Source organism: Subtercola endophyticus (assembly GCF_021044565.1).
Classification (GTDB): Bacteria; Actinomycetota; Actinomycetes; order Actinomycetales; family Microbacteriaceae; genus Subtercola; species Subtercola endophyticus.
The window spans coordinates 2,387,286-2,409,651 of sequence record NZ_CP087997.1 but is presented as its reverse complement, the minus strand read 5'-3'; the positions used below and the strand labels follow the sequence as shown (position 1 = coordinate 2,409,651).

The 22,366-nt window shown below is 60.3% G+C and carries 15 protein-coding genes and 1 pseudogene; 10 read left to right on the top strand and 6 right to left on the bottom strand.

Annotated features, from left to right (window positions below; all coding sequences use genetic code 11):
* Window positions 1–1,010: 1,010 nt before the first annotated feature.
* The gene (locus LQ955_RS11250; protein ID WP_231024637.1) at window positions 1,011–1,448 is read right to left on the bottom strand and encodes a hypothetical protein; all 438 of its coding nucleotides are present in this window, start codon (window positions 1,446–1,448) and stop codon (window positions 1,011–1,013) included.
* A 113-nt stretch (window positions 1,449–1,561) separates the two neighbouring features.
* On the opposite strand from LQ955_RS11250, the pseudogene LQ955_RS11245 reads away from it, so the two are divergent.
* A pseudogene (locus LQ955_RS11245) lies at window positions 1,562–2,828 on the top strand (IS3 family transposase).
* Here LQ955_RS11245 and LQ955_RS11240 read toward each other — a convergent pair.
* Window positions 2,783–3,895: a restriction endonuclease gene (locus tag LQ955_RS11240; protein ID WP_231024636.1), complete on the bottom strand. Its 1,113-nt coding sequence runs from the start codon at window positions 3,893–3,895 to the stop codon at window positions 2,783–2,785. The pseudogene LQ955_RS11245 and the gene LQ955_RS11240 sit on opposite strands and share 46 nt — an antisense overlap.
* Before the next feature lie 149 nt (window positions 3,896–4,044).
* Here LQ955_RS11240 and LQ955_RS11235 point away from each other — a divergent pair, with 149 nt between their 5' ends.
* On the top strand, window positions 4,045–4,221 hold the full coding sequence (locus LQ955_RS11235) for a hypothetical protein (RefSeq protein WP_231024635.1): 177 nt from the start codon (window positions 4,045–4,047) through the stop codon (window positions 4,219–4,221).
* Here the strand turns inward: LQ955_RS11235 and LQ955_RS11230 are convergent.
* From LQ955_RS11230 to LQ955_RS11220, 3 genes are all read right to left on the bottom strand, one after another.
* Entirely contained in the window at window positions 4,214–9,694 is a 5,481-nt protein-coding gene (locus tag LQ955_RS11230) for a DUF3320 domain-containing protein (RefSeq protein ID WP_231024634.1), read from the bottom strand. The two genes, LQ955_RS11235 and LQ955_RS11230, sit on opposite strands and share 8 nt — an antisense overlap.
* Window positions 9,695–10,465: 771 nt before the next feature.
* Complete coding sequence (locus LQ955_RS11225) at window positions 10,466–11,140, bottom strand: hypothetical protein (RefSeq protein WP_231024633.1); 675 nt, start codon at window positions 11,138–11,140, stop codon at window positions 10,466–10,468.
* Between the two features lie 740 nt (window positions 11,141–11,880).
* Window positions 11,881–13,035: a hypothetical protein gene (locus LQ955_RS11220; RefSeq protein WP_231024632.1), complete on the bottom strand. Its 1,155-nt coding sequence runs from the start codon at window positions 13,033–13,035 to the stop codon at window positions 11,881–11,883.
* A gap of 940 nt (window positions 13,036–13,975) precedes the next feature.
* Between LQ955_RS11220 and LQ955_RS11215 the strand changes: the two genes are divergently transcribed.
* A complete protein-coding gene (locus tag LQ955_RS11215; protein WP_231024631.1) occupies window positions 13,976–14,710 on the top strand; it encodes a DUF2510 domain-containing protein in 735 nt (244 codons plus the stop codon).
* 146 nt (window positions 14,711–14,856) lie between these two features.
* On the opposite strand, the gene LQ955_RS11210 is transcribed toward LQ955_RS11215, so the two are convergent.
* Window positions 14,857–15,342 (bottom strand): hypothetical protein, encoded by a 486-nt coding sequence (locus LQ955_RS11210; protein WP_231024630.1) that lies wholly within the window; start codon window positions 15,340–15,342, stop codon window positions 14,857–14,859.
* Between the two features lie 575 nt (window positions 15,343–15,917).
* Between LQ955_RS11210 and LQ955_RS11205 the strand changes: the two genes are divergently transcribed.
* The 7 genes from LQ955_RS11205 (at window position 15,918) to LQ955_RS11175 (ending at window position 22,349) form a co-directional block, all read left to right on the top strand.
* Window positions 15,918–16,913, top strand: coding sequence for an Lrp/AsnC family transcriptional regulator (locus tag LQ955_RS11205; protein WP_231024629.1), 996 nt, complete (start codon window positions 15,918–15,920; stop codon window positions 16,911–16,913).
* A 75-nt stretch (window positions 16,914–16,988) separates the two neighbouring features.
* Entirely contained in the window at window positions 16,989–18,494 is a 1,506-nt protein-coding gene (locus tag LQ955_RS11200) for an aldehyde dehydrogenase family protein (protein ID WP_231024628.1), read from the top strand.
* Window positions 18,491–19,270 (top strand): gamma-glutamyl-gamma-aminobutyrate hydrolase family protein, encoded by a 780-nt coding sequence (locus tag LQ955_RS11195; RefSeq protein ID WP_231024627.1) that lies wholly within the window; start codon window positions 18,491–18,493, stop codon window positions 19,268–19,270. The genes LQ955_RS11200 and LQ955_RS11195 overlap by 4 nt, the downstream gene beginning before the upstream one ends.
* Window positions 19,271–19,747, top strand: coding sequence for a DUF3830 family protein (locus tag LQ955_RS11190; RefSeq protein WP_231024626.1), 477 nt, complete (start codon window positions 19,271–19,273; stop codon window positions 19,745–19,747).
* Window positions 19,747–20,640: a transporter substrate-binding domain-containing protein gene (locus LQ955_RS11185; protein WP_231024625.1), complete on the top strand. Its 894-nt coding sequence runs from the start codon at window positions 19,747–19,749 to the stop codon at window positions 20,638–20,640. Before LQ955_RS11190 ends, LQ955_RS11185 begins: the two co-directional genes overlap by 1 nt.
* Before the next feature lie 6 nt (window positions 20,641–20,646).
* Complete coding sequence (locus LQ955_RS11180) at window positions 20,647–21,588, top strand: amino acid ABC transporter permease (protein ID WP_231024624.1); 942 nt, start codon at window positions 20,647–20,649, stop codon at window positions 21,586–21,588.
* Window positions 21,585–22,349, top strand: a complete 765-nt coding sequence (locus LQ955_RS11175) for an amino acid ABC transporter ATP-binding protein (protein ID WP_231024623.1) — start codon at window positions 21,585–21,587, stop codon at window positions 22,347–22,349. Before LQ955_RS11180 ends, LQ955_RS11175 begins: the two co-directional genes overlap by 4 nt.
* Window positions 22,350–22,366: the final 17 nt, after the last annotated feature.

Genomic DNA, 22,366 nt, shown 5'->3' with positions numbered 1-22,366 from the left:
TCAACTGAAGGTGCGGTCGCAGCCGAAGTCGCGGCACCTTTGACCGCTTTCGTCAAAATGATCGTCCCGGTGTCAGTGCAGCTGGTGTACGCGGCGCTGATGGCCGTGGAGACGTTCAATCGCGCATAGCCGGACACGGTTCCCGGGCCGGACGAATCTGCGGTTCCCTTTCCCGATGTGGCGCCGGCCTTCGCGTCGACGAGAATGGCGAATTCCCATCGACTCCATCAAGGTCCACTGATGAAGTAAATCGGAACGGATGAAAACGAGTCGAAGAAAAGGAACGAATCAGCGCACTGTCTTCTTCGGGCACAGGCCTCCAGGCGTCGTTTGTCGGCGGTGCGATGACGGCCTTGATGCTCGTCGAAGTGCGAATTGAGGGAATACTCGTCTGATCGATCAGCCCAAGCGGCGCCGACAATCATTGGCCGTGCGCCAAGCGCTTTGTAGCGAAGGAACGCTCCTGCGCATCAGTCCGGTGCATCAGATCTGTCTCGAACTATCGAATGTATGTTCGAGTTAATGATCTAATGAGGCATGGGTGAAAATCGACGATACGGTGGCGGAATTGAGGGACAAATCAATGAGAGCCTTCTCCGGCCCAAGCCGATCGGTCTGACCAAGTCTGAGGTTGATCCTGACCGCAATCCAATCCGAGAGCTCGAACAGCCCGTCGCTGGGCGCGCTTGGATTCGCTTTCACGAAGCAACGATCGAGGCGGACGTGGAGGTCATTGCCATTGCGGGCGACGGTAAAGCGGTTCGCGTTCGCTGGACTGATCGGTCAGGTCAGATCAACTTAGCGTGGGTGTGGGCGAACGCAGTCAGTGCACGCCAGTCTCACCCGCGTTAGCCCCTTCCGTAACCGAGTAAATCTCGGCTACACTCTCCGCATCAATGAGAAGTCTTCAGAAAAGGCGCCTGTTGTGCTCCTCGCTGTTCTCGTCCGACTTTGCGGGCGCCATTGAGATCGGCTGATGGTCGAACGAAGGGTTGAGGTGCCGGAGCTGACTAATTTGACGGCTGCAGGGCCGGAAGCTGAACTCCGGCCACCGTGCAAATGCTTTCGAGTGCCGAGTATGCGGAATTTACCTCAGGTGCATTCGCGTTGCCCTTCGAGACGGCATTTCCGATCGCGACGAAATAGTTGTACAGGGCGGTGGACGCTTCGCCATTCTCTGACCGGGCAAGATCGCCGATGCCGCGCACGAACGCTTCAGCTAAGTCTTTGGTCGGAGCCGCATTGCTCGCGAAAGCGAGGTTGGCACGTGTCACGAGCGCACCGTAATCCTGGCACGCCTTCTTTGCGGCCGGGTCGACTGCAGCCGTCGTGACAACCGGCGCAGGTTCTGCTTTCGCTTCGGAGATGGTTGTCTTGGCCGCACACCCCGTCATTGCGGTTACGAATATGATTGCGGATGCAGACAACAGCACCAGTTTCTTCCCCATGATGGAAACATACCGGTTGATGCACGCGCCCGGACCAAATGATTGGGCCGGGAGGAAGCTGATGCGCTCTGGGTTGTTTGGAGACTCTTGACCTTGGAAACGAGGATTGAGTCATGTCGAAAGAACAATCTGTTGGCAAGCCGACGACGCGTCGCTATTCACCGGAGGAGAAGGCCGCGGCGGTCCGGATGGTCCGGACTCTCCGCGCGGAGCTCGGCACCGAGCATGGGACAGTCCAGCGTGTCGCCACACAGCTCGGGTATGGGATCGAGTCGGTACGGACGTGGGTTAGGCAGGCCGATGTCGACGACGGTGTCACTCCCGGTACGAGCACGATCGAAGCGCGTCGGGTGCGTGAGCTCGAGCAGGAGAATCGGGAGCTGCGCCGCGCGAACGAAATATTGAAACGGGCTGCCAGTTTCTTCGGGGCGGAGCTCGACCGCCAACACAAGAAGTAGTCGCGTTCGTCGACCGAAACAAGGACAATGTCGTCGAGGGTCGCCGGCTCGGAGTCGAGCCCATCTGCGCTGTATTGCAGGTGGCTCCGAGCACGTACTACGCCGCTAAAGGTCGACCTCCGTCGTCGCGTGCGGTGAACGATGCAGCGCTGATGCCACGATTGGTCGAGCTGTGGGAGTCAAACTACCGCGTCTATGGTGTTCGGAAACTCTGGAAGACGGCCCGCCGAGCGGACATCGATATTGGCCGCGACCAGGTCGCCCGGCTGATGCGCGCGGCCGGTATTCAGGGCGCTACCCGCTCGAAGCGGGTGAAGACAACGCGGGCTGATCCGGCAGCCACCCGGCACCCGGACCTTGTGAAACGCGAGTTCACTGCGACGGCACCGAACAGGCTCTGGGTCACAGATCTGACGTTCGTGCCGACCTGGGCGGGCGTCGCGTACGTGTGCTTCATCATCGACGCCTACTCGCGGATGATCGTGGGCTGGCGATGCGCGCCGCACATGCGTACCGAAATGGTGCTCGACGCGATCGAGATGGCCCGCTGGGGACGCGGTACCCGTCACGACGATCTTCGCTGTCACAGCGATGCGGGCAGCCAATTCACGTCCATCCGATACGGCGAACGGCTAGCTGAGATCGGCGCAACACCCTCAATCGGAACTGTCGGTGATTCGTATGACAACGCCCTCGCCGAAACCGTAAACGGGTACTACAAAGCAGAACTTGTCAGAGGACCCACCCGATCACAGCCCTGGAGAACGGTCGAGGACCTCGAGCTGGCAACGCTCGGATGGGTGCACTGGCACAACAACCAGCGCCTCCACGGCTACCTCGGCGACATCCCACCCCCGCCGAGTACGAGCACACGTTCTATGCTGAACAAACGACCCTCAACGAGCCAGTCGAAATCAAATAGCCCGAGTCTCCATCAGACCCAGAGCGCATCATCCACACTCGTCGAAGCGGTAGTCGCGCCTGGATGTCGTCGGGGAGTTTGTCGTAGAGGCGGAGCACGGCATCGACAACGTCGGTGTCGTCCCAAAGCTTCAGCTTAAAGCGTTGACGTTGCACCGATTCTTTCGCTGGGCGGGATATTCCGCCCCACGACACAAGTAAGCCTTGATCGGCGCCCTGATCGTGAAGAACGCCGAGAAGATCGCGCACTACGGGGTCTCCGACTTGGCCGCCTGACTTCACTTGAACGATGATTCGCGGTGAGTCCATTCCAAGAATTCCTCGCCCAGCAATGACGTCAATACCGTTGTCGGCACCGGGCGGCGATTGAGTAGCGGTAAAGCCCTCTGCTTCAAGCAGCCTGGTTACTAGTAGCGCTAAGTCATGGCCGGCAAATTCCTGAGCGATTCGCGCCGAAATCTGCGTCTGCGCCACGTCAGCGATATCGGGCTGTAGCTCGGGATCATCCACGTCGTCATCCAGGAGGGGCCGAGGCCCGCCTGGAAGCGTGACTGCTGTCATGAACGGTATCTGTCCGGGATCGGTGCCGGTCGCTAGAAGTTGCTCAAGCCTCTCAATGGCGTAATTCTTTGACGGTGCAAAGATGGAGAGCGCGGAGCCGAGTGTGTAGAGCAAATCCTGCTTTACGGACGACCGGGCTATATCGGTCCTCTCCCAATCGACCCGAACCACGTGGCGCTTATTCGGGTCTTCTTCATTCGCCAAGTACTCGTATCCGCGCGTGACACGGCCAATCGCAATCTTCCTGGTTGTCTTCAAAGGCATAGCGAGGAGATCCCCGACTTTGATGCGGCCCCGCAGCGCCCACGTCTGACCGGTGTAGTTGGCCAACGCAGCTGGGCTGAGTTCGGGGTATGCCGTACGAACGGCCTCAGATAGCGACTCTCGATCGCTGTATGGGGTGAGGTCCGGAAGCTCCTGCCAACCGCCGCCGGATACTCCTGAGACAATCGACCACGCGTCGCGCTCCCCGTTCCGGCCCGACCTTATTACCCACGCTGCAGCCACAGAATGTCCTTCCCTCGTTTGAGCATGGCAGACTGCCCATCGGCGCGACCAAGCTGCGGTCGATTTTCAGCAAGGCTGGAGAGCGCTCGTTTGGATACTCTGAGTCTTGACTCCTGGTGGTCAGGCGTCGAGGGCAGGTTGGGGGCATCATGGACGAAGTGGTGGAGGTACTTCAGGAGCTGTTGTCCGAGGTGCGTGAGATCAATCGGATACTGAACGGAGAACTGAACTGGCTGAACGAGGTGTCGCTCGGCAAGCAGCTCATGAATCGTCTCGATGCGATTGAAAGCGTCGTTCAAGACTTGACCCGACCAGGTCTTAGCTAATCGTTCGAAGTCCAGCGTCGGACTCCTCTATGGTACCGCCACGGACCAGTCGATCAATCGTGGCGTCAAGGCGAAACGAAATCGCGCTCGATTTGCGGCGCCAACCAAAGACACCAGCCACTCGGCTATGCAGGTCTGGGCGGGACGACCCGGCGGCGTCAGCCACCGCGGCGATGATGGCGGCCTCGAGTTCTGTGTCGTGGATCTGTTCGATGGTCCGGTCGACGAGTCCGACAGGCGTGCGGACTTGCACGGCCACGTTGCCAGCTGACATGAGGAAATCGCCGTCGAGCTGAACGCCACTCATCTTGATTGCGCGGGTGATGTTTGGTTTGGCTCGGGGGCCGATCCGTCCCACCAGAGCTGCGTTTCGGATGCGTGACGCCAAGACATCAAGGTGGATTGGAGCCTCGACGGCGGCGACCTCGAGGATAAAGACCGACAACGGATGGATTGAGCTCGGGTCGCCGAGGTCGATCCATCGAGGAAGCGGTGTGGTCTCAGAGATTCGATAAGGGACGGCCCAGTCGGGTTGGGCAGCGAAGTCAACGACTTGGTATTCCAGTTCGATCGCTTCGCGTTTGGTTGCCTTTCGGGAGGCTGCGGTGCGGCCGGAGAGAGGCAGAGCGGCCATTTCGTCGAGGACCGCCTTCAGTCTCGCGATTTCGCGGTCTCGGTGGCGGTACCAACCAGTTCCCCAGATGTGGTGAATCCGCCACCCGAGCCCTTCAAGCAGTTCGTGGCGCAGTCTGTCGCGGTCCCGTGCCGAGCGAGACGAGTGATACATGGCGCCGTCGCACTCCACGCCAAGCATGAACGCGCCGGGAAAATTGGGGTGCTTGACGCCGATGTCGATCCGATAGCCGGCCACGCCGACCTGGGGTTGTACCTCATAGCCCCAGCTGCGTATTGCCGCAACTACTGAGTCCTCGAAGGGGGAGTCTGTGCCCAATCCAGCGTCCCCGAGTTCTAGCGCCAATGCGTCGGGTCCACGCTCGGCGAAATCCAGGTATCGGCGCAGATGTCGTGCGCCCTCGTTTCCGACTTCTCCGAGTTCGCCGGCGCTCATGGAGGTGACGACCTCGATGAGTTCGCGTGCGCGAGTAATGGCGACGTTGAGTCGTCGTTCTCCACCTGCACGGTTCAGTGCGCCGAAGTTTTTGTAGATTTTGCCCAGTTCGTCGGGCCCGTACCCGATAGAAAAGATCATGACGTCTCGTTCGTCGCCTTGAACATATTCGAGGCTCTTGGTGAAGTATCCATCTAACCGGTCTTCGTCGAAATAACGTTCCAGATCGGGACGGTCGGCCCTGGCGAGCAGCAGTGCGTTATCGATTGCGTCTCGCTGGGCGGCAGAGAAGGCGACGACCCCGAGACTTTGGTTGGGCCGGGTATCGAAGTGGTGGATCACTCGTGAGGCTACGGCCTTAGCTTCAATCGGGTTGTCTTGGCCGGCGGAACGCCTGTATACGCCTGGGACACGAAAGTACTTCACGCCCATGTCGTCCGATACGTCGACTGCGCTAGGGAAGGTGATCAGCTTTCCGTCGTAGAAAGACGCATTGCTGTACGCGATGAGGTGTTCGTGACGGCTTCGGTAGTGCCAGCGGAGGGTCAGTGCGTTGAAGTTTCCACTGGACTTCATGAGGTCAAGAACGGATTCGAAGTCGGCAGCGAAATCGTCTCCACCGGCCGTATCGTCATCCGCCGCCGATGCGGAGAAGAAGTTCGTCGGAGGAAGTTGGCGTTGGTCGCCGGCGGTGATCAGTCCCCGGCCCCGGTAGATGCAGTTAATAGCATCGCCGGGAGTGACTTGGCTTGCTTCGTCGAAGATGACTACATCAAACTTCATGTCGGCCGGTAGGTATTGAGACACAGCGAGCGGGCTCATCATGAAGCAGGGGTGAATAGCCTGGATGACGTCTCTGGCGTCGCTTATGAGTTGGCGAACAGGAATGTGTCGACGCTTTTTCTCGGCTTCGCGCCGGATGATACTTGCCTGACCGTAGTTGGCTCGGGGCCTGCGGGTTAGCGCGGCGTTGATGATGTTCGTGACAGCGCCGTCGACAAGCGTTCGATCCAAGGCGCGGAAACGTTCGACGACATCGGTTGGTTCCTCGTGATCGAACGCACGCAGTCGCTCGTCGGTTGCGAAATAATAATCGAGCCATGCCGTCAAGGGTGACCTTTTGGCGAGGGTGACGAACTGTTCAGCCGGAAGTCGTTTGTCGATCGCGAAGTTCACGACGGATTCGAATCCCAGTACGGCCAGTTCGGCTTGAGCGTGCGATGAAGTGAACCACTCGCGCATTTCGTTTTGACCGTCGGCGAGATCTTCGAGTAAAGATTTTGCGGCTTCGAAACTGTTCAGTTCGGTTTGGATTTCAGGCTTTCTGCGGTCGTCAAAACGCCCGAGAATTGCTTTCCGTGCGTCGTCCCAGGACTTGTAGGACGCTACGAGCGCAGGTTGTGGAAACGAGCTGTTCAACGCGGCGAACTGCTCCAAGGAAAGAGGCGGGCACGTTTGATTGCTTGTCGGCTTTGCCCGCCATGCTGCGTCTCGGACTGCCAACGTCCAGCCGAGTCTCTCCTCGAGGGCGCGAGCGACTGCTGGTGCGGCGTGCTGTGTGGCGAGTTCTGCTGTGGCGAGCACCGGCTCAAGGCTGGTCATCGCCTCGGAGAGCGCCGCCTGAGCACCCAATGCGGATTCGGAAGCGAGTGCTGCTGAGCGCACCCGACTGAGGGTGGTGTCGTGGCCAAGGTAGGGAGTGTATTCGGCGACCACGGTGACGACTTCGTCAAGCTCGCGTTCGGTTGCTTTGATCCATTCAAGGGCCGCCCGGAAAGCGCCGGCGGCTGTCGATTCTGGCAAGGGAAGGCTGCTTTCGAATGCGTATGCGTGCCAGCTGGCTAGCAATCTCCGCACTTCATCGGCAGTAGCGCCGACCGTTCTCCGAATCTCCGGACTTTCTAGCAACTCGCGAAGCTTGTTCGGTTCCGTGAGCACACTCGTTGTCGTCAGAATCTTCGCATTCTCGAGAGCTGCGTCCAGCAGCGACCAGTTCGTTGCAGTGCCGCCGTAATACCTGCCGAGATTCGCCGCGAAGGTCGTTTCTGCCTCGGTGCGTGCGAGCCAAGCGTCCTGCCAGGCTTGCGCCAAAGGCAGCTTGACTTGGGCTTGCCGCGGGTCTTCGGTTGTGAGCTTCTGCAGGTCGGCTAGAGCGTCTTTATATTCGTGGCCTTTGCGCCCGAAGAACGTGTCGTTTCTTGTCAGTCGATCAGTGATGCTGGCGATATCGGCGGTGAGTGAAGCGGAAGAGAAGGTAGACTCGGCAGCCGTTCGTGCGACGGTTTCCACGTTGAGTGCGCGGTGGAGGTGTCCGGCTGTTCTTTCCGCCGCATCCAACCAGTCTGTTGAAAGCCAATTCGGCAGCGGGGGAGCGTCTCCGCTAACGGTGGCCCAAACTGTGAAGAGGGCTTCCGCAGCGTCGGCGTTGGCGGGCATGGCGAGCCCCATGGCGCTGGCAAACTCAGCAGCCGATATCAAGATGGCGCTTAGTAGGTCCGCACCGGCCCTGAGCCAGCCTCGTCGTGCATGCACCTCGGTGTTCGTTACATCTGTTACGGCAGGCCACCACTCTGTGGTCCTCGATGTTACGGTGAGCGACTCGCTGGGGCGACTTGGCAGACTGAGCCAATCGCCGCAGGTTGAGGAGGCCGCAAATATGGCGGCCTCCTGCTCTCTCACAAGTTTGCTGAATCGGGTGACGGAGTCGCGTAGGGTCAGTTCGTCGTACTCGGTGAGCCATGATTTACTTGCATGTTCAGCGCCGCTATGCCAAATGCGGATTACGCTCTCGAGCAGGGGTGCTTGATCGAGACTGTCCAGCGCGAAGGCTTCGAGGCTTGGTGCGATGTCTTTGAGGAGTTCCTGGTATTCAGTGAGGGTGTCGAGGGCTTGTTGGAGTTCGAAGGCGATTGGTTGCTCGTTGACAAGCCCGAACCAGAGGTGCTGCTTTCCGAGCAGTGCAGCGTTCCATGCGCTTGCGAGCCGGCTCGCTTGAATGTCTAGGTTGTTGAGGAGCCGAGCGTCAATCGAGTGAATGGGCGTGCTGGGCCGTGGTCCGAGGATGGGGCTGGCAAGGGTCTCGAGTTCGCCCTGGACAGCGTGGACGCTGCGGCCTAGCGGTTCACGGAGTTCGTTCGCAGCGTCGGCGTACTGATTTAAGGCCATACGGAGTTCGCGGGCTTGCTCGACGTTTACCGGGTCGATTCCTACCGGCGCGATCGGTGTCTGATCGAGAGCGCGGCCCAGGCGTGCCGCCACTTCGCTCCGAATCGCCTTGTGACTGTGTAGTTCGAGTACGAACGGATCGAGTCCGCGTGAGGTGAGGCGGTCCTTCACAACATCGAGGGCCACGGCTTTTTCGGATACGAAGAGTACTTTTTGCCCAGCTTCGATGAGCGTTCCAATGATGTTCGTGATGGTTTGGCTCTTGCCAGTTCCGGGTGGCCCGTCAAGCACGAAACTTTTGCCTGCGGCCGCGGCGGCAATGGCTGCTCGCTGGCTCGTATCGGCGTCGAGTACGAGTGGTGTTGTCTCGGTTGGGGACGTTGTGTCGATCTCTCGCGGATCGGCTTCATCGAAGTAGAACTCCTCGCCGGGGGCAGGAGTTCCACCTGCAAGGGCCTGGAGGATGGGGTTGCCGAGAATGATCTCCTCGTGCTCCAGGAGGTCACGGTACATCGCTTCTTTGGCGAACATAAAGTTGGCCAGCACAGCGAAGTCCTCGACTTCCCAGCCCTCTTCGTAGTCAATTTTTCGGAAGAGGTCCAAGGCGGCATTGATGCCGTTGGTAGAGAGCACCTCGTCGACTTCGTCTGTGCTGGGCAGCGTGATTCCAAATTCGCCGAGCTTCAAGGCGAGTGCAGGGTTGGTTGACATCTCGTCGTCTGCGAATGTCAGCCTTAGTGGTTGGCGTGGCCCGTCCGACGTAAGCGAGACGGGGATGAGGATCAGGGGACTGCGGCGCTTGTCTCCGGAGTCGTCGATCCAGGACAGTGCGCCGAACGCGACGTACAGAACCGAGATTCCCTTGTCGACGAACTCCCGGCGAGAATCTGCGGCCAGACGCCTTAGGGCGCGTTCGACATCTAATTGAGTCTTGTCGGCACGTAACATGGTGCCGTGTACGTCGTATTCGACGTTATCGATGACCGCGAGTACTTCATCTTCGAGCTCGTCCGTCGAGCCTGACTTATTCTTCGGTGCGGGATCCCGGGTGCCTTGCACGTGGCTGCCTCGGTGCTGCCCGATCAGCTCGAAGACTTCGGCCGGATGAGCCGAAACAAATTCGATTGTCGAGGCGCGTGTTGGCCTGTAATTCAGAAGCCTGTTAGTTCCGCTGAGATTGATGAGCGAGTCCCGCCATTGCACCAGGGCGGCCTTCAACTTCTCGGTGCTGTCGCTCATTGTCCCCGTCTGAGTCGCATGCTTGCCCTGCGTCCGCGCAGTAAACCAAATATATCCCCGAGAACGAGTGCGCGCTCATACTCCCGAACGTGCAGGGTGAAGGGTGAGATTGAGATGATGCGTTCAATAGCAACGAAGGTGACTATCGGCTTTCAAGGTCGACCAATCAGTTCTTCAGAAGGCATTTGGGGGAGCTGCTGCTGGGGCGCGGTGTGGGGATGATTGGTAGACCTCGTGGCCGTGTGCTTTGCAGTTCGACCGATGGGGTTTGATTGCGTCAGCGGGTACTCGGTTGACGCTGCCCAGCCGCTTCGAGAGACGAGCCATTTGTGCCCAGTTCAGCCGCGTGAGATTAGTGCCACTCAGGGTGGGACATGACAAGGACGATCACAGCTAAGGACCTTCTGCCGACCGGTGTTGGTTCCAGCTGCGCAGCCGCGTTACCCGGCACTCTTTTGGAATTCAGGCGTACTGTACGCCGGGTCGGTGCGACGATGGTCATCGGTTTCCGTCCTCACTGTGCGGGGTGTGTTCTTTGCCCGGCTCAACGATTACCCGTCGAACGACCTCGAGGTGCAGACAATGGCGAATCGGGCCAGGTCCGCGATGAATCGAACCGAGCCGCTTATCGGAGAGCCCAAGCCGAGTACGACGCACAGATGAGGGCTGAGTGGCCAGTGAAGCGAAAGACTGGTCGGGTGTTTTAACTGAACTGACGCCAAACGCGGCGCTTAATTCGCGAAACTTTTGCGGTCTCCCCGAGCGATAAGGCTAACCCGTTGCCGCTCCTGGGACATCGTTTTGAATCGTTTTGCAGATCACGTCCGCTCCCGTCGCTACTAGGTTCAGCTGAGGACCGTTTGACGCGGTGTTGTAGCCCATGCTCAAAATTCGGGCTAGCCCGGAGGAGAACTGCTTGTTGGACGATATCGGGATAGTTACCACTCTTTCGCTGTCACTGCCCGGCTGATACTGGATATCGACGACCGTGCTCCGGCTGTTTATTGGCGGTAGCTGTATTGTTCTCATCGCCTGACCATCGATCACGGCGACGATGGGCGCGCGACCCCAATCAGGTGGGCGCCCTTCCTCGTGGACTGAATACCGGAACGGTTCGTTAGAGGGCAATCCGTTGCAGTCGGTCTCGGAAGCGATGTCGCTCCTCTCCTGCCTGGCTTGTGTCGACCCGGCGAGAAGGAGGGGGATGGCCACAGCGAACACGCTTAGGACACCAAGGACAGCCGGGAGCGACGGTCCCTTCTCGATCCACGCCGGTACCGCGATCGCACCTGTGACGATCTGAACTCCGACTAGCCATGCCATAACCCCGAAAAGCATGGCAGCATCTGGATCCAGCTGACTCGCCATCGTCTGGCTAAGCAATAGCCAGGCCGCGCCAAAAACGTAGCTCAACGCTATAGCGATAAACACCGCGAGACGAAGCACCTGATTCCATCGCGAGAGCAAGGACCCGGCAATCGAGAAGGTGAGAACCAGAATGGTCGAGGCCCATATCCATCTCAACGCAGTCGCTCGGTCAGCGGGGTATTGCAACACCACGGCGACGAAGAGGATGGCCCATGAACCCGCTGCGAACAAGATGATCGGAACGAGTGTCGAAGTTATTTGGCGAACGGGAGAGACGGCCTTCTCGCGTGGCCGTGAGCGCTGCATGAGGTTGCGTTTTCTTTCGCTGACGCGGTTTCCGCTTGACGATCTCGCCCCAAGTCGCATGGTTCGAAAGATACAGCAATGGCGTCGTTGAGGTTGGATTTCCGGCCTCATCTCGTACCTGAGCGCGAGATGATCGTCATCACGTGATGGTTCTCCCCGATCAGTCCTGGACGGTGCCAGTATTTGCACATGAGAGCCAAGGATGGCTGGCACGTACCAAGACCCGCAATACCGCTGGATGGTGACGAACGGTTCGATGGCGTCGACGCGACAGTGCAGGACTTTTGGCGGCTCGCGCTTTCGGACCTGAGGAAGGACGAAGGCGTTCGCAATTGGGGTCAAACCAGACCGTCACAACGGGGCCATTTCAACCTGCCCAGACACTCACGACTAGGCGCGTTTCGCGCTAGCGATCGGCGTGCCTTCGAACTGGTCGATACGCGGACGGTAGACGGGGGGTGGCCCGATGTCGATGACATCACGCAGTCTGTCCTAGGACGAAACTCTGCGGGCTACGGTGTCGTCACGACGATCAGGTATCCGCCGCCGTCGGTGTACCAGACATTCATCGGGGTGGTTGTAATCGATAAGACAACTTGCTGCTGTTGAAACGAAATCGTCGTTTTCTGTGGAACGGTCGAGAGCACACCTTGCTGTGTCCCACTCGCCCAAACATCATCGTTAGCGACCCCAGCCACCTTCGAGAAGCCGAGAGGAGTGCTCGTGCCTGGTGCTCCGTCATCGCTGACGCTGGTCAGCTCCGCCTCATGCGCTAAGTACAGCTGAGTACCATCGGTTTGCACGCAGCTGTAATCGTTCTTTGCGCCTTCCTGTACCAGGCTCGCTGAGCCTGTACTCGGGTCGGTGCTGAAAAGGTTGAAGGTATTACCCTCGCTGCCTTGAAGAAGTCCTGATGCCCAAACGGCATCGCCGTGTTCGACCATGCACTCAACAGTGAACACGCCATCCAGGGTGGAGCTCGACTTCAGGGACAACGAGTCGCCGTCGTAGCTGCTGAGCTGCCCACCGTTCGGCGTGTTCGGCACCCAGACGGTGTTCGTCTTGCTGTCGTATGCCAGGAGGTCGCCCTTAGTTGTGTCGTAGCCCGTGAGTTTCTGCTGCGCCACAATGGACAGGCCACACCGGTCAAGCGAAACTAGATAGCTGTCTGCTGCGAGGTCGTTAGCGTATCTGCGCCAGAGGACGTATACGCGTGTCGGGCTTGCGGCGACAGCGGTGACGTCGTCGTAGATCGGACTTGTCGTGGATGTCGATACCGGTGCTGGAGGAAGCTTTAGCGCAGCTGAGTCGATTGAGGCGCTCGTGATGATCACGCCGCTGGAACCGCTGATTCGGTCGACGACTGCGGGGGATTCCCCGACTGAATCTTGCCAGTCTTCGGTGCGTCCACCAGCGAGGATCGTGTCATTTTGGCCGACTACCGAGGTCGCCCAGATACCCGGGGGGTTTGCCGAAACGGGGACGCTGCCGGCGCTGGTGGGATTTTTGTCGAAAGCTCCGGTTTCGGAGGACCCGTCGTTGCAAGGGATGTCCGTTTGACCCGATGCGACGCTGTTCGAGCACCCGGACAGGACCAGAACACTCGCCAGAGTCAGTAGCGCGAAAATCGCGATGCGTTGTCGATGAGTGGGTTTCATTCTGTTCATCCCTTGTCTCATGCCATGACCGGAGCCGACGCAGGCGCAGACGACAGCCCTGTGTTGTCGTGTGTACCCTGATTCATCGCTGCGCCGCAAATTGCGATGTCCCCATTCCGTCCGATGTAGCGTCCGTTAGGAGCCGCGTTGATCGTCAATGGTGCCCCGCATTGTGACTCAGGTCTGACTCAATCGTTGTCTGCCTGTGTGGGAACAATAGCGGGGATCGGAAGAAAGGCGCAACGTGGGTAGAACGTGCTGTCAGCTAGTTCAAGACCAGCGCCGTTGGTGTTTCGCTTCCCGTGGCCATCAGGCGGCAGGAATGAGGTCGATGCCGGTCATGATGACTGACGATTGGACGTCGGGACTTAGAAGTTCCTCCAGCGCCGCCGTATTCTTCAAGCCACATATTGCGCGGCAGGCCTCGACTCTGACCAGGTGCACGTGTCCTGCCATCGAGGATGAAATCCCCACCTTGGCGGAAGACGTCGGCGGCTGTAACCAAACTCCGCGCATGCTCATTCGACAAGTCAAGAATAACGAAATCGCGCGTCCGTTCGGCCTTCAATCAATAAATCACTTGCCTCGTGCATCTAACGCAGACATGAGCTTGGAGAATTGAACGTCCAAACCGCGGGCAATTTTGTACCAAGTATCGATGTTGCCGCGAACGATTCGCCCGTTTCGCCGCTCACCGTTTTCGATCGCGACGAGGTTCCGTCGATTCAACCCGCTGGCGGCAGCTAACGCGTCAAAGCTGAGGCCGCGCTCGATTCTCAACTCGTGAAGTCGATGCCGGAGCGGTTCGAAGTCTGGTTCATTGGGTTCACCAGCTCCTGCCACTCCGCAATCTCATCGGTTGCACATCTATCCCGCGATGCGCAAATGCACACTATTCCGTTAATGTGAGAGATGCACGAGGCAGTCGGCGTTGAAAAGGGGGCACTAGATGAGCGATGAACAAACTCAAGTGGCGGCGGGATGGTATCCACTTCCTGAAGATCCGACCTCAGAGAAACTATGGGACGGTGGTCAGTGGGTAGGAGAGTCGCGGCCTCGAGCGATCTCCAATTTGACGCCCACTCACACGCCTGCCGCACCACTTCCGGCCGCTGGCTTCTATCCGGATCCTGATCAGCCAGGGCAGGAAAGATACTGGAACGGTCAAACTTGGTCTCCGGCGTCTTCTGGCGCGACGTCACAAACCGGCATCGCGCTCGATCCTCGCATTGACAACAAACCAGCATCACGCTCAGTTCTCTTCGGAGCAATTTCCATTCTGATCAACCCATTCGGCGCATTGAGTATTGTCGCGATTATCTTGGCTATCGTCGGGTTCACTCGTGTTCCTCGAATTCAACGATTTACCGGCCAGCCCACGGGTCGCAAGTCCGCCACTGCGGGATTGATCCTTGGGGTTGTCGGAGCCATCGTCTTCTTCTCAGTGGCGCTGCCTCTCATTGGCTCGCTTCTAAATCCCACTCTCGATGGGCGCAGCGTCGAGCAGACCATCACGTCTCAGGCATCTGACAAGGGCGTGACGTTCACCTCGGTTCAGTGTCCTTCATCGCCTAGTGCGGCCTCTGGAACGTCGTTTGAATGCGTTGCCATGACGAGCGATTCGCAGGTCATGATTCGGGTCTCCGTGATCGACAACTCTTACGCCTGGCAGGCCGAGCAGTAGCGTCGTAGCACCTGGGAAAGTGAGGGGTGGAATCGGTTGGAACCGGTGACGCGAGGGTGCACCGGATTCAAAACGGTCGTCGCCAGCGTAGCGCTCGCCGATTCCGAAGCGCCCGCGGTCCCGGTTCCTGGTTGGTCAGAGGGCGTCTAGTCTTGCTCGAGCTCGCTATTCAGGCGGTCTACGTCCCTCTGAGCCTCGATGTCCCACTTCAGCATTTGTGTCTGGCTGAGACGCTGACGCTTGGCGATTTCGCGGAACAGATCAGCCTCTTTACGGCGCTGGACTGCGAGCCACTCGATGTCGTCGGTGGTCAGGTTGACAAACAATTTCGCCTCCCCGCCCACCACAATCTCGGAATTAGCGTTACCAAGCTCAGTCCAGTCAGTTGCGATCTGGTAATCGTCTGTCTCGTCAGAAACAACGGTAAGACGCGCCTCAATATCATCCAGATCGCAACCGAATCCTCCGGGCAGATTGGTGCTTGTGACGACAGCACCCGTCCGCAGATCGACGAGCCGATACAGGCCGTAACCAATTGCATTGGGGTCGCGTAGCCGCGACTTTTGAAGTTGAAGGCCCTGACGTGTCGCGGCATTGCGCAACCTAATCTCTCGAACTTTGTACTCTGGCATGATGCTCTGTCCTTCCATCGTGTTGTTGGTCTATTACTCGTAACCATACCACAACCATTACCAGAAACATTACCCAATTTATTACCGGAAGCGCTACTCAAAACTGCTCCGGCAACTACGAACCTCGGCTCCGGGCGATCCTGCGAACCCCGAGGACCACGCAAAACCACCGGACCGTCAGAGATGTCCTGATACACCAAATGTCAAAGATGTCCTGATGCAGATTCGTCACAGATGTCTTGATACATCACAAAACAGGCGCCACCATGACCGCCAAACTTGCCCATACTTTGCCCACACTTGCGACCGAAACGGTGTGATCGAGGACGTGTTCGCGTGATCTGGGAAAGCCTAGAAATCAGCGATCTACGGGAAATCTGGCTGCAACTGGGGTGCGAATTTGGCACTCTCACGGCGGTAACACCGGTTCGAATCCGGTTGGGGTCACACTGTATTAGCTGACGAGGCCCGGTTCCCTTTCAACAAGGGGAATCGGGCCTTTCGTTTCGGCCCTCAACGCGCCCGCTTGGTGAGCGCCGTCGTGCTCGACGGCTCGATCAAGCTAACGTGTTGGGGTGTCCACGACTCTAGAATTCGACGACCTCGACGCGAAGCTCGCCCTCGCGCTTCAGGCGAACGGCCGCGCCAGCTGGGGGCGCATAGCGACCGCCATCGATGTTCCCGTGCGAACCGTGACTCGCCGCGGGCAGCGCCTGATCGAAACGGGAGCGGTACGCGTATCGACGTATCTCGACACCACCATGGTCGGGCACGCTCGGCCCCTCATCGTGCAGATCGGAACGCACCCGGGACGCGCGATGGATGTCGCCCAGGCGATCGCGGCTCGCCCCGATGCATCCAGTGTCTCGGTGCTGGAGAGCGGTGCCGATGTGGTCTGCCAGCTCATGCCGCGCACACCCCAGGAGAGCGCCCGGCTCGTCGTGAGCGAACTGCCGCGAATCGACGGACTGCTGTCTGTTCGAGTCGGAACGGTGCTGAAGTTCTTCCGTTCGGGTTTCGACTGGACGGCGGCCCCGCTGCCGCCGGCCACCCTCGACGCGCTGCGCGATAAGAGCCAATGGCCCGGCGCAGCCGACTCGAAGGCAGCCGCCGTGACGCTCACGCCCGAAGACGAACGCCTGGTCGAGGCGCTGGCCGAAGATGGTCGTGCGACAGCCATCGAGATCAGCGCGCGCATCGGGGTCACTCCGCCCACGGTGAAGCGGCGACTGGATGCCCTGCTAGCGCTCGGCGCACTGCATGTTCGTACGGAGATTTCTTCGTCGCTGCACGATCTGCGCGTCGAGGCGCTGACCTGGCTCGAACTGCCGCCTGATCGGGTGGAAGAAGTGGGTTCTGCCCTCAGCCGCCACCCATCGGTACGGTTCTGCGCGGCCTGCACCGGGGAGGCGCAGATTCTCGTCGACTGCATCGTCAGCGACGAGAAGGCGCTCTACCGATTTCTCACCGAAGACGTGGCCGGCCTCGGTGCCCACCGCACGCAGACTGCCGTGGTGCTCGTGCCGGTACGCCGAGGCCCGATGATTTTGAACGATATGGCCGCTTTGTAAACATCATGTTGCAATATTGGCCGAAAAGGCCTTTTCGGCTAGCGAATCTGGCCGGAAAGCACATAGTGTGCATACATGAATCCTGACATGCCCACCTCGCTCGACGTCTGGGCGGCGGAGGCATCCACCCTCTCGTGGAACCCCGGTGTGCTCATCGACGGCCGCCTTGTGCCGTCACAGTCTTCTCAGACCTTCGACCTCGTCAGCCCGCGCGACGGCGCAGTTCTCTCGGCGGTCAGTGCCGGGTCGTCTGCCGACGTCGATGCGGCGGTGACATCGGCCAGAGCGGCCTTCGAGGATGGCCGGTGGGCGGGCGTTGCGCCGATCGAACGGGGTGCTGTTCTCATTCGGTTCGCCGACGTCGTTGCTTCCCGCGCCAGGGAACTCGCGCTTCGAATCTCGCTGGAGATGGGCAAGCCCGCACACGATGCTCTGGCCGTCGAGCTGCGTGCGATCGTGCAGTGCCTGCGTTGGTACGGTCAGCTCGCCGACAAGCTGGGCGACGAGGCCCCGGTCAGTAGCCCGTCATCGCTGGGCCTGGTCACCCGTGAACCCGCCGGTGTGGTCGGCGCCGTGGTGCCCTGGAATTTTCCTCTCACCATGACCGGCTGGAAGATCGGCCCCGCACTCATGGCGGGTAACAGCGTCATTCTGAAGCCGGCCGAACAGACCAGCATCTCGGCGCTTCTGCTCGGCGAGCTGGCACTCGAAGCCGGTCTTCCCGACGGCGTACTGAATGTCGTGCCCGGTCTTGGCAGCGTTGTGGGCGAGGCGCTCGGTCGTCACCCCGATGTCGATGTCATCTCGTTCACCGGATCGGTCGGCGTGGGCCGCCGTTTCTTGGGCTACTCGGCTGAGTCGAACGGAAAACGAGTCTGGCCTGAACTCGGCGGCAAGTCGGCGTCGGTCGTTCTGGCCGATGCCGACGCCGGGGCCGCCGGCCGAACCACCGCCTGGGGCTCGTTCTACAACCAGGGTGAGATGTGCAGCGCGTCGTCACGCATGGTCGTGATGCGCGATGTGCTCGACGAGGCGGTGGATGCCGCTCTCGAGCAGAGCCGCACGATGCAGCCGGGCGATCCGCTCGATGATGCTAGTCAGATGGGAGCGATCGTCAGCGAGGTGCAGCTCGCCCGCATGCAGGGAATGGTCGAGCGAGCCCTGAAAGACGGAGCTACCCTCGCCGCCGGCTCGATCGAACGGTTCGACATCGGATCGGGTCGGGGCAGTTATCTGGCGCCGATCGTGCTGACCGATGTTCGCCCCGACATGGAGATCGCCCAAGTCGAGGTCTTCGGCCCCGTTCTGTCGGTGATCGCCGTGGCGTCTGAAAGCGAAGCCATTGAGGTGGCGAACGGCACGCCGTTCGGATTGGCCGCGGGCCTGTGGACGAAAGACCTTTCTGCTGCTCACCGCGTCTCGCGCCGGCTTCGCGCGGGCACCGTGTGGGTCAACTGCTACGAAGAGGGAAATATGTCGATGCCATTCGGCGGCTCGGGCGCGAGCGGTTTCGGCCGAGACAAGAGCGCTCATGCCGTCGACAAGTACACCGATCTCAAGAGCACCTGGATCGAACTGTGACGGCGGATCGAGTGGATGATCGCCTCAAGTCGGCGCCTCGCCCGGTCATCCTCATCTCCACCTGGCGCCGGGCACTGCCCACGTATCTCGGCGAAGCGACCGACCTCTACACGCTCGGCGGTGAGTACGCCGATCTCGTCTCCGAAGCCGGCGGCATCCCGCTGATGATGCCGCACCTCGATGCCGCGCAGATCGGGCAGCTCGTCGGTCGCGTCGACGGCGTGCTGCTGTCTGGGGGAGAGGATGTGGTTCCCGAGACACCGGAGAACGCCGCGCGAAACCACAGCGAATCGGCGCTGCTGGCCGAGGCGCAGTTCGGTGCGATTCCGGTTTTCGGCATCTGCCGAGGCATGCAGATCTCGAACGTGTTTCTGGGCGGAACCCTCGTCGAAGACATGCCCGCGAGCGACGTGCATCCGCATGCCGAGCCGGGGCACAACCCCGCCGACGACCGGCACCGCATTACAGCGAGCGCCACGTGGGTTCGGGAAGGTATTGCGCAGAGCGGCGTGGTCAACAGCATCCATCATCAGGCCGTCGACGTGCTCGGCGGCAACCTTGCCACGGCAGCCGTCGCCGATGACGGCCAGGTCGAGGCCATCGAGAGCACCACGCCCGGCTGGTTCGTGCGCGGTGTTCAGTGGCACCCCGAAAAGATTCCCGGCCGAGAAGGCCGAGAAGATGCGGTTCGTCTGTTGACCGACTTCATCGCCGCAGCACGCGAACGGGCCTCCGCTCGCACCGTTTCATCCGCCACCACCGAGAGGAGCAGCTAGATGGCTGCCGACGTACAGAAGATCTACCTGGAGTTCGAAAACGGCCCCCGCGCCGAGGCGACCCTGCAGACGGAGGCGGCGCCGAAGACCGCGGCCGCCATCTGGAAGGCGCTCGAGGTTCCCGTGACCCAACCCGTCATGCACGCGATGTACGCGGGCCCCGAGATCATGTTCGGTCTCCCCGAAGAAGCGCAGCTGTTCGATCCCGCCACGCTGCCGGCCGAGAACCAGCAGGTCGTGCCGGCACCGGGCGATCTCATCTGGTTCCACCAGTCGAAAGAGCTGATGGCCGGGCTCGACTTCGAGCTCTGGGAACTCGGCATCTTCTACGGAAAAGGCGGCAGAATCTTCGGGCCGCTGGGCTGGACTCCGTGCACCAACTGGGCCTCGATCACGAGTGGACTCGACGAGTTCGCTGCCGCCTGCCAAGAAACACGAACCATTGGACTGAAAAACCTCACAATCGGGAGAATCTGATGAAAAGCGCACCCCTGCACCGCATAGTTCTCGTGGCCTCGCTCGGCTTGGCCGCTACCCTCGCGATCTCCGGATGCTCGAGCAGCACCGGCACGGCCGCGACGTCGAGCTCGACCGCCGCCGCCGCCGCCGCGACCGTTCAACTGCCGAGCTCCTTTGCGGGATCAACGCTCGTCGCCCCTGCTGTCACGGGATACCCGCCGTACGCCTTTCTGCAAGACGGCAAGGTCGTCGGAATCAGCGCCGACCTCGCGACCGCGCTCAGCGGGCCTTTCGGTTCGACCGTGAGCCTCAAGCAGGACTCCTTCGAGAATGCTCTGCTCGGCACGAACAGCGGCACGTACATCGGAACGTTCGGCGCAGACGTCACCGCCGACCGTGAGGCGGCGTACGACCAGGTGTCGTTCTTGAACGATCACTACGAATTCATGTCGCTCAAGGGCAAGACCATCGGCAGCGACATGATGTCGCTCTGCGGTCTCACCATCTCGGTGGTGGCAGCAGACAGCGCCATCCCCGTGCTGCAGACGCAGTCGACCGCCTGCACCACCGCGGGAAAGGGCGCGATCACCGTTTCGACGTTCGCCGACCAGGGCGCCGCAACCCTGGCCGTGTCGAGCAAGCAGGTCGACGCGACCACGGCGACGCTCTCGAACCTCGGCTACATCTCGAACCAGGCGAGCGGCCAGTTCGAACTCGGTGGCCCGAAGTACCAGTACGTGCTGATCGGCATCGCAACCAAGAAGGGCAACGGAATGGCGCAGGCCATGGCCGACGGCATCAACGAGCTCATCGCCAACGGTGAATACGAGAAGATTCTCGAGGCTTATGGTGTGCAAGGCGACGCCGTCGACAAAGCCGAAGTGAACCCCAACCCCGTAGTCGGAGGATAACCCGCAATGCCTGCACAAGATAACGACCCGGCACTCCTGCCGCACGTACCGAGAAGACATGTCGGTCGAGCAGTCGCCGCCGTCGTGCTCGTGCTGGCACTGCTTCTGCTGGTTCAGAGCCTGGCCGTCAACCAGGCTCTGGACTGGCCCACCGTCTGGAAGTTCTTCGCGAACTACGACGTGCTGGCCGGCCTCGGCCGAACCCTGCTGATCACCGCCATCGCGATCGTGGTGGCGGTCATCCTCGGTGGCCTGCTCGCCACAATGCGGCTGTCGGAGAACAGGGTGCTTCGCGGCATCGCGTGGATCTACGTGTGGTTCTTCCGGTCAGTACCCCTGCTGGTGCTCCTGATTCTCACCTTCAACCTCTCGCTGCTCTGGCCGACCATCAGTATCGGAATTCCGTTCGGCCCGACGTTCTACTCGGTCGAGACGCAAGATCTCATCAATCCCTTCGTTGCCGCCGTGGTCACCTTCTCGCTGCAACAGGCCGCCTATACGTCAGAGGTTCTCCGGGCATCCATTCAGTCGGTGCCGACCGGCCAGCGCGAGGCCGCGATCGCGCTCGGCATGACGCGTACGCGAACCATGCTCCGCATTGTTTTTCCCCAGGCGTTCCGTGTCGCGCTGCCGCCCATCGGCAATGACACGATCAACCTGCTCAAGTCGACGTCGCTCGTGGCGTTCATCGCTGTTCCCGACCTGATGTACTCGGTTCAGCAGATCTACTCGGCGAACTTTCTCATCATTCCGCTGCTCGTGGTCGCCACGATCTGGTACATGATCGTGGTCTCTGTGCTGTCGGTCGGCCAGAGCCTGCTCGAACGGCGCCTGCGCAACTCGCCCGCCCGCCAAGGGCGGCAGAAGCCGCCGGGGCTCGCCACGCAGGAATCGTCGCCCACTGCCGTGAATCCGCTCGCCGCCGACCGTTCGGAGCTGACCAAATGACGCCCTTTCTCGTGGCCACCGATGTCACCAAGAAGTTCAACGGCACGACGGTGGTGGATGATGTGAGCCTCACTGTCGACAAGGGTGAGACCCTCTGCCTGCTGGGGCCGTCGGGCGCCGGCAAGAGCACCTTTCTTCGCTGCATCAACATGCTGGAGCGCATCGACGCGGGCCGCATCGTGCTCGACGGCGAAGAACTCGGCTGGCAGCGCCACAAGAACTCGATGCGCGAACTCTCGGGAAAAGACGAAGCCCGGCAGCGCCAAGAGATCGGCATGGTCTTTCAGAGCTTCAACCTTTTCGCTCACCTGACCGTGCTCGAGAACGTCATCGAGGCGCCCATCGGCGTGCTGAAGCTGAACCGTGCGAAGGCCATCGCCGACGCTCACGAATTTCTCGACAGAGTGGGCCTCGACAACAAAGCGGATGCCTACCCGAGCCAGCTTTCGGGCGGCCAGCAGCAACGTGTGGCCATCGCCCGTGCGCTCGCGATGCGGCCCAAACTCATGCTCTTCGATGAGCCGACCAGCGCCCTAGACCCCGAACTCGTGAGCGAGGTGCTCGAATCTATCAAAGACCTGGCGAGCACGGGTATCACGATGCTGATCGTCACCCACGAGATCGGTTTCGCCCGTGAGGTGTGCGATCGCTTCGTGTTCATGGAGCAAGGCAAGATCGTCGAGGTCGGGCCTGCCGCGAACCTCACCGTCAGCGCTGCGGAGAGCCCGCGAACCCGCGACTTCCTGTCAAAGGTGCTCTGACCGATCCGCACGGTCAG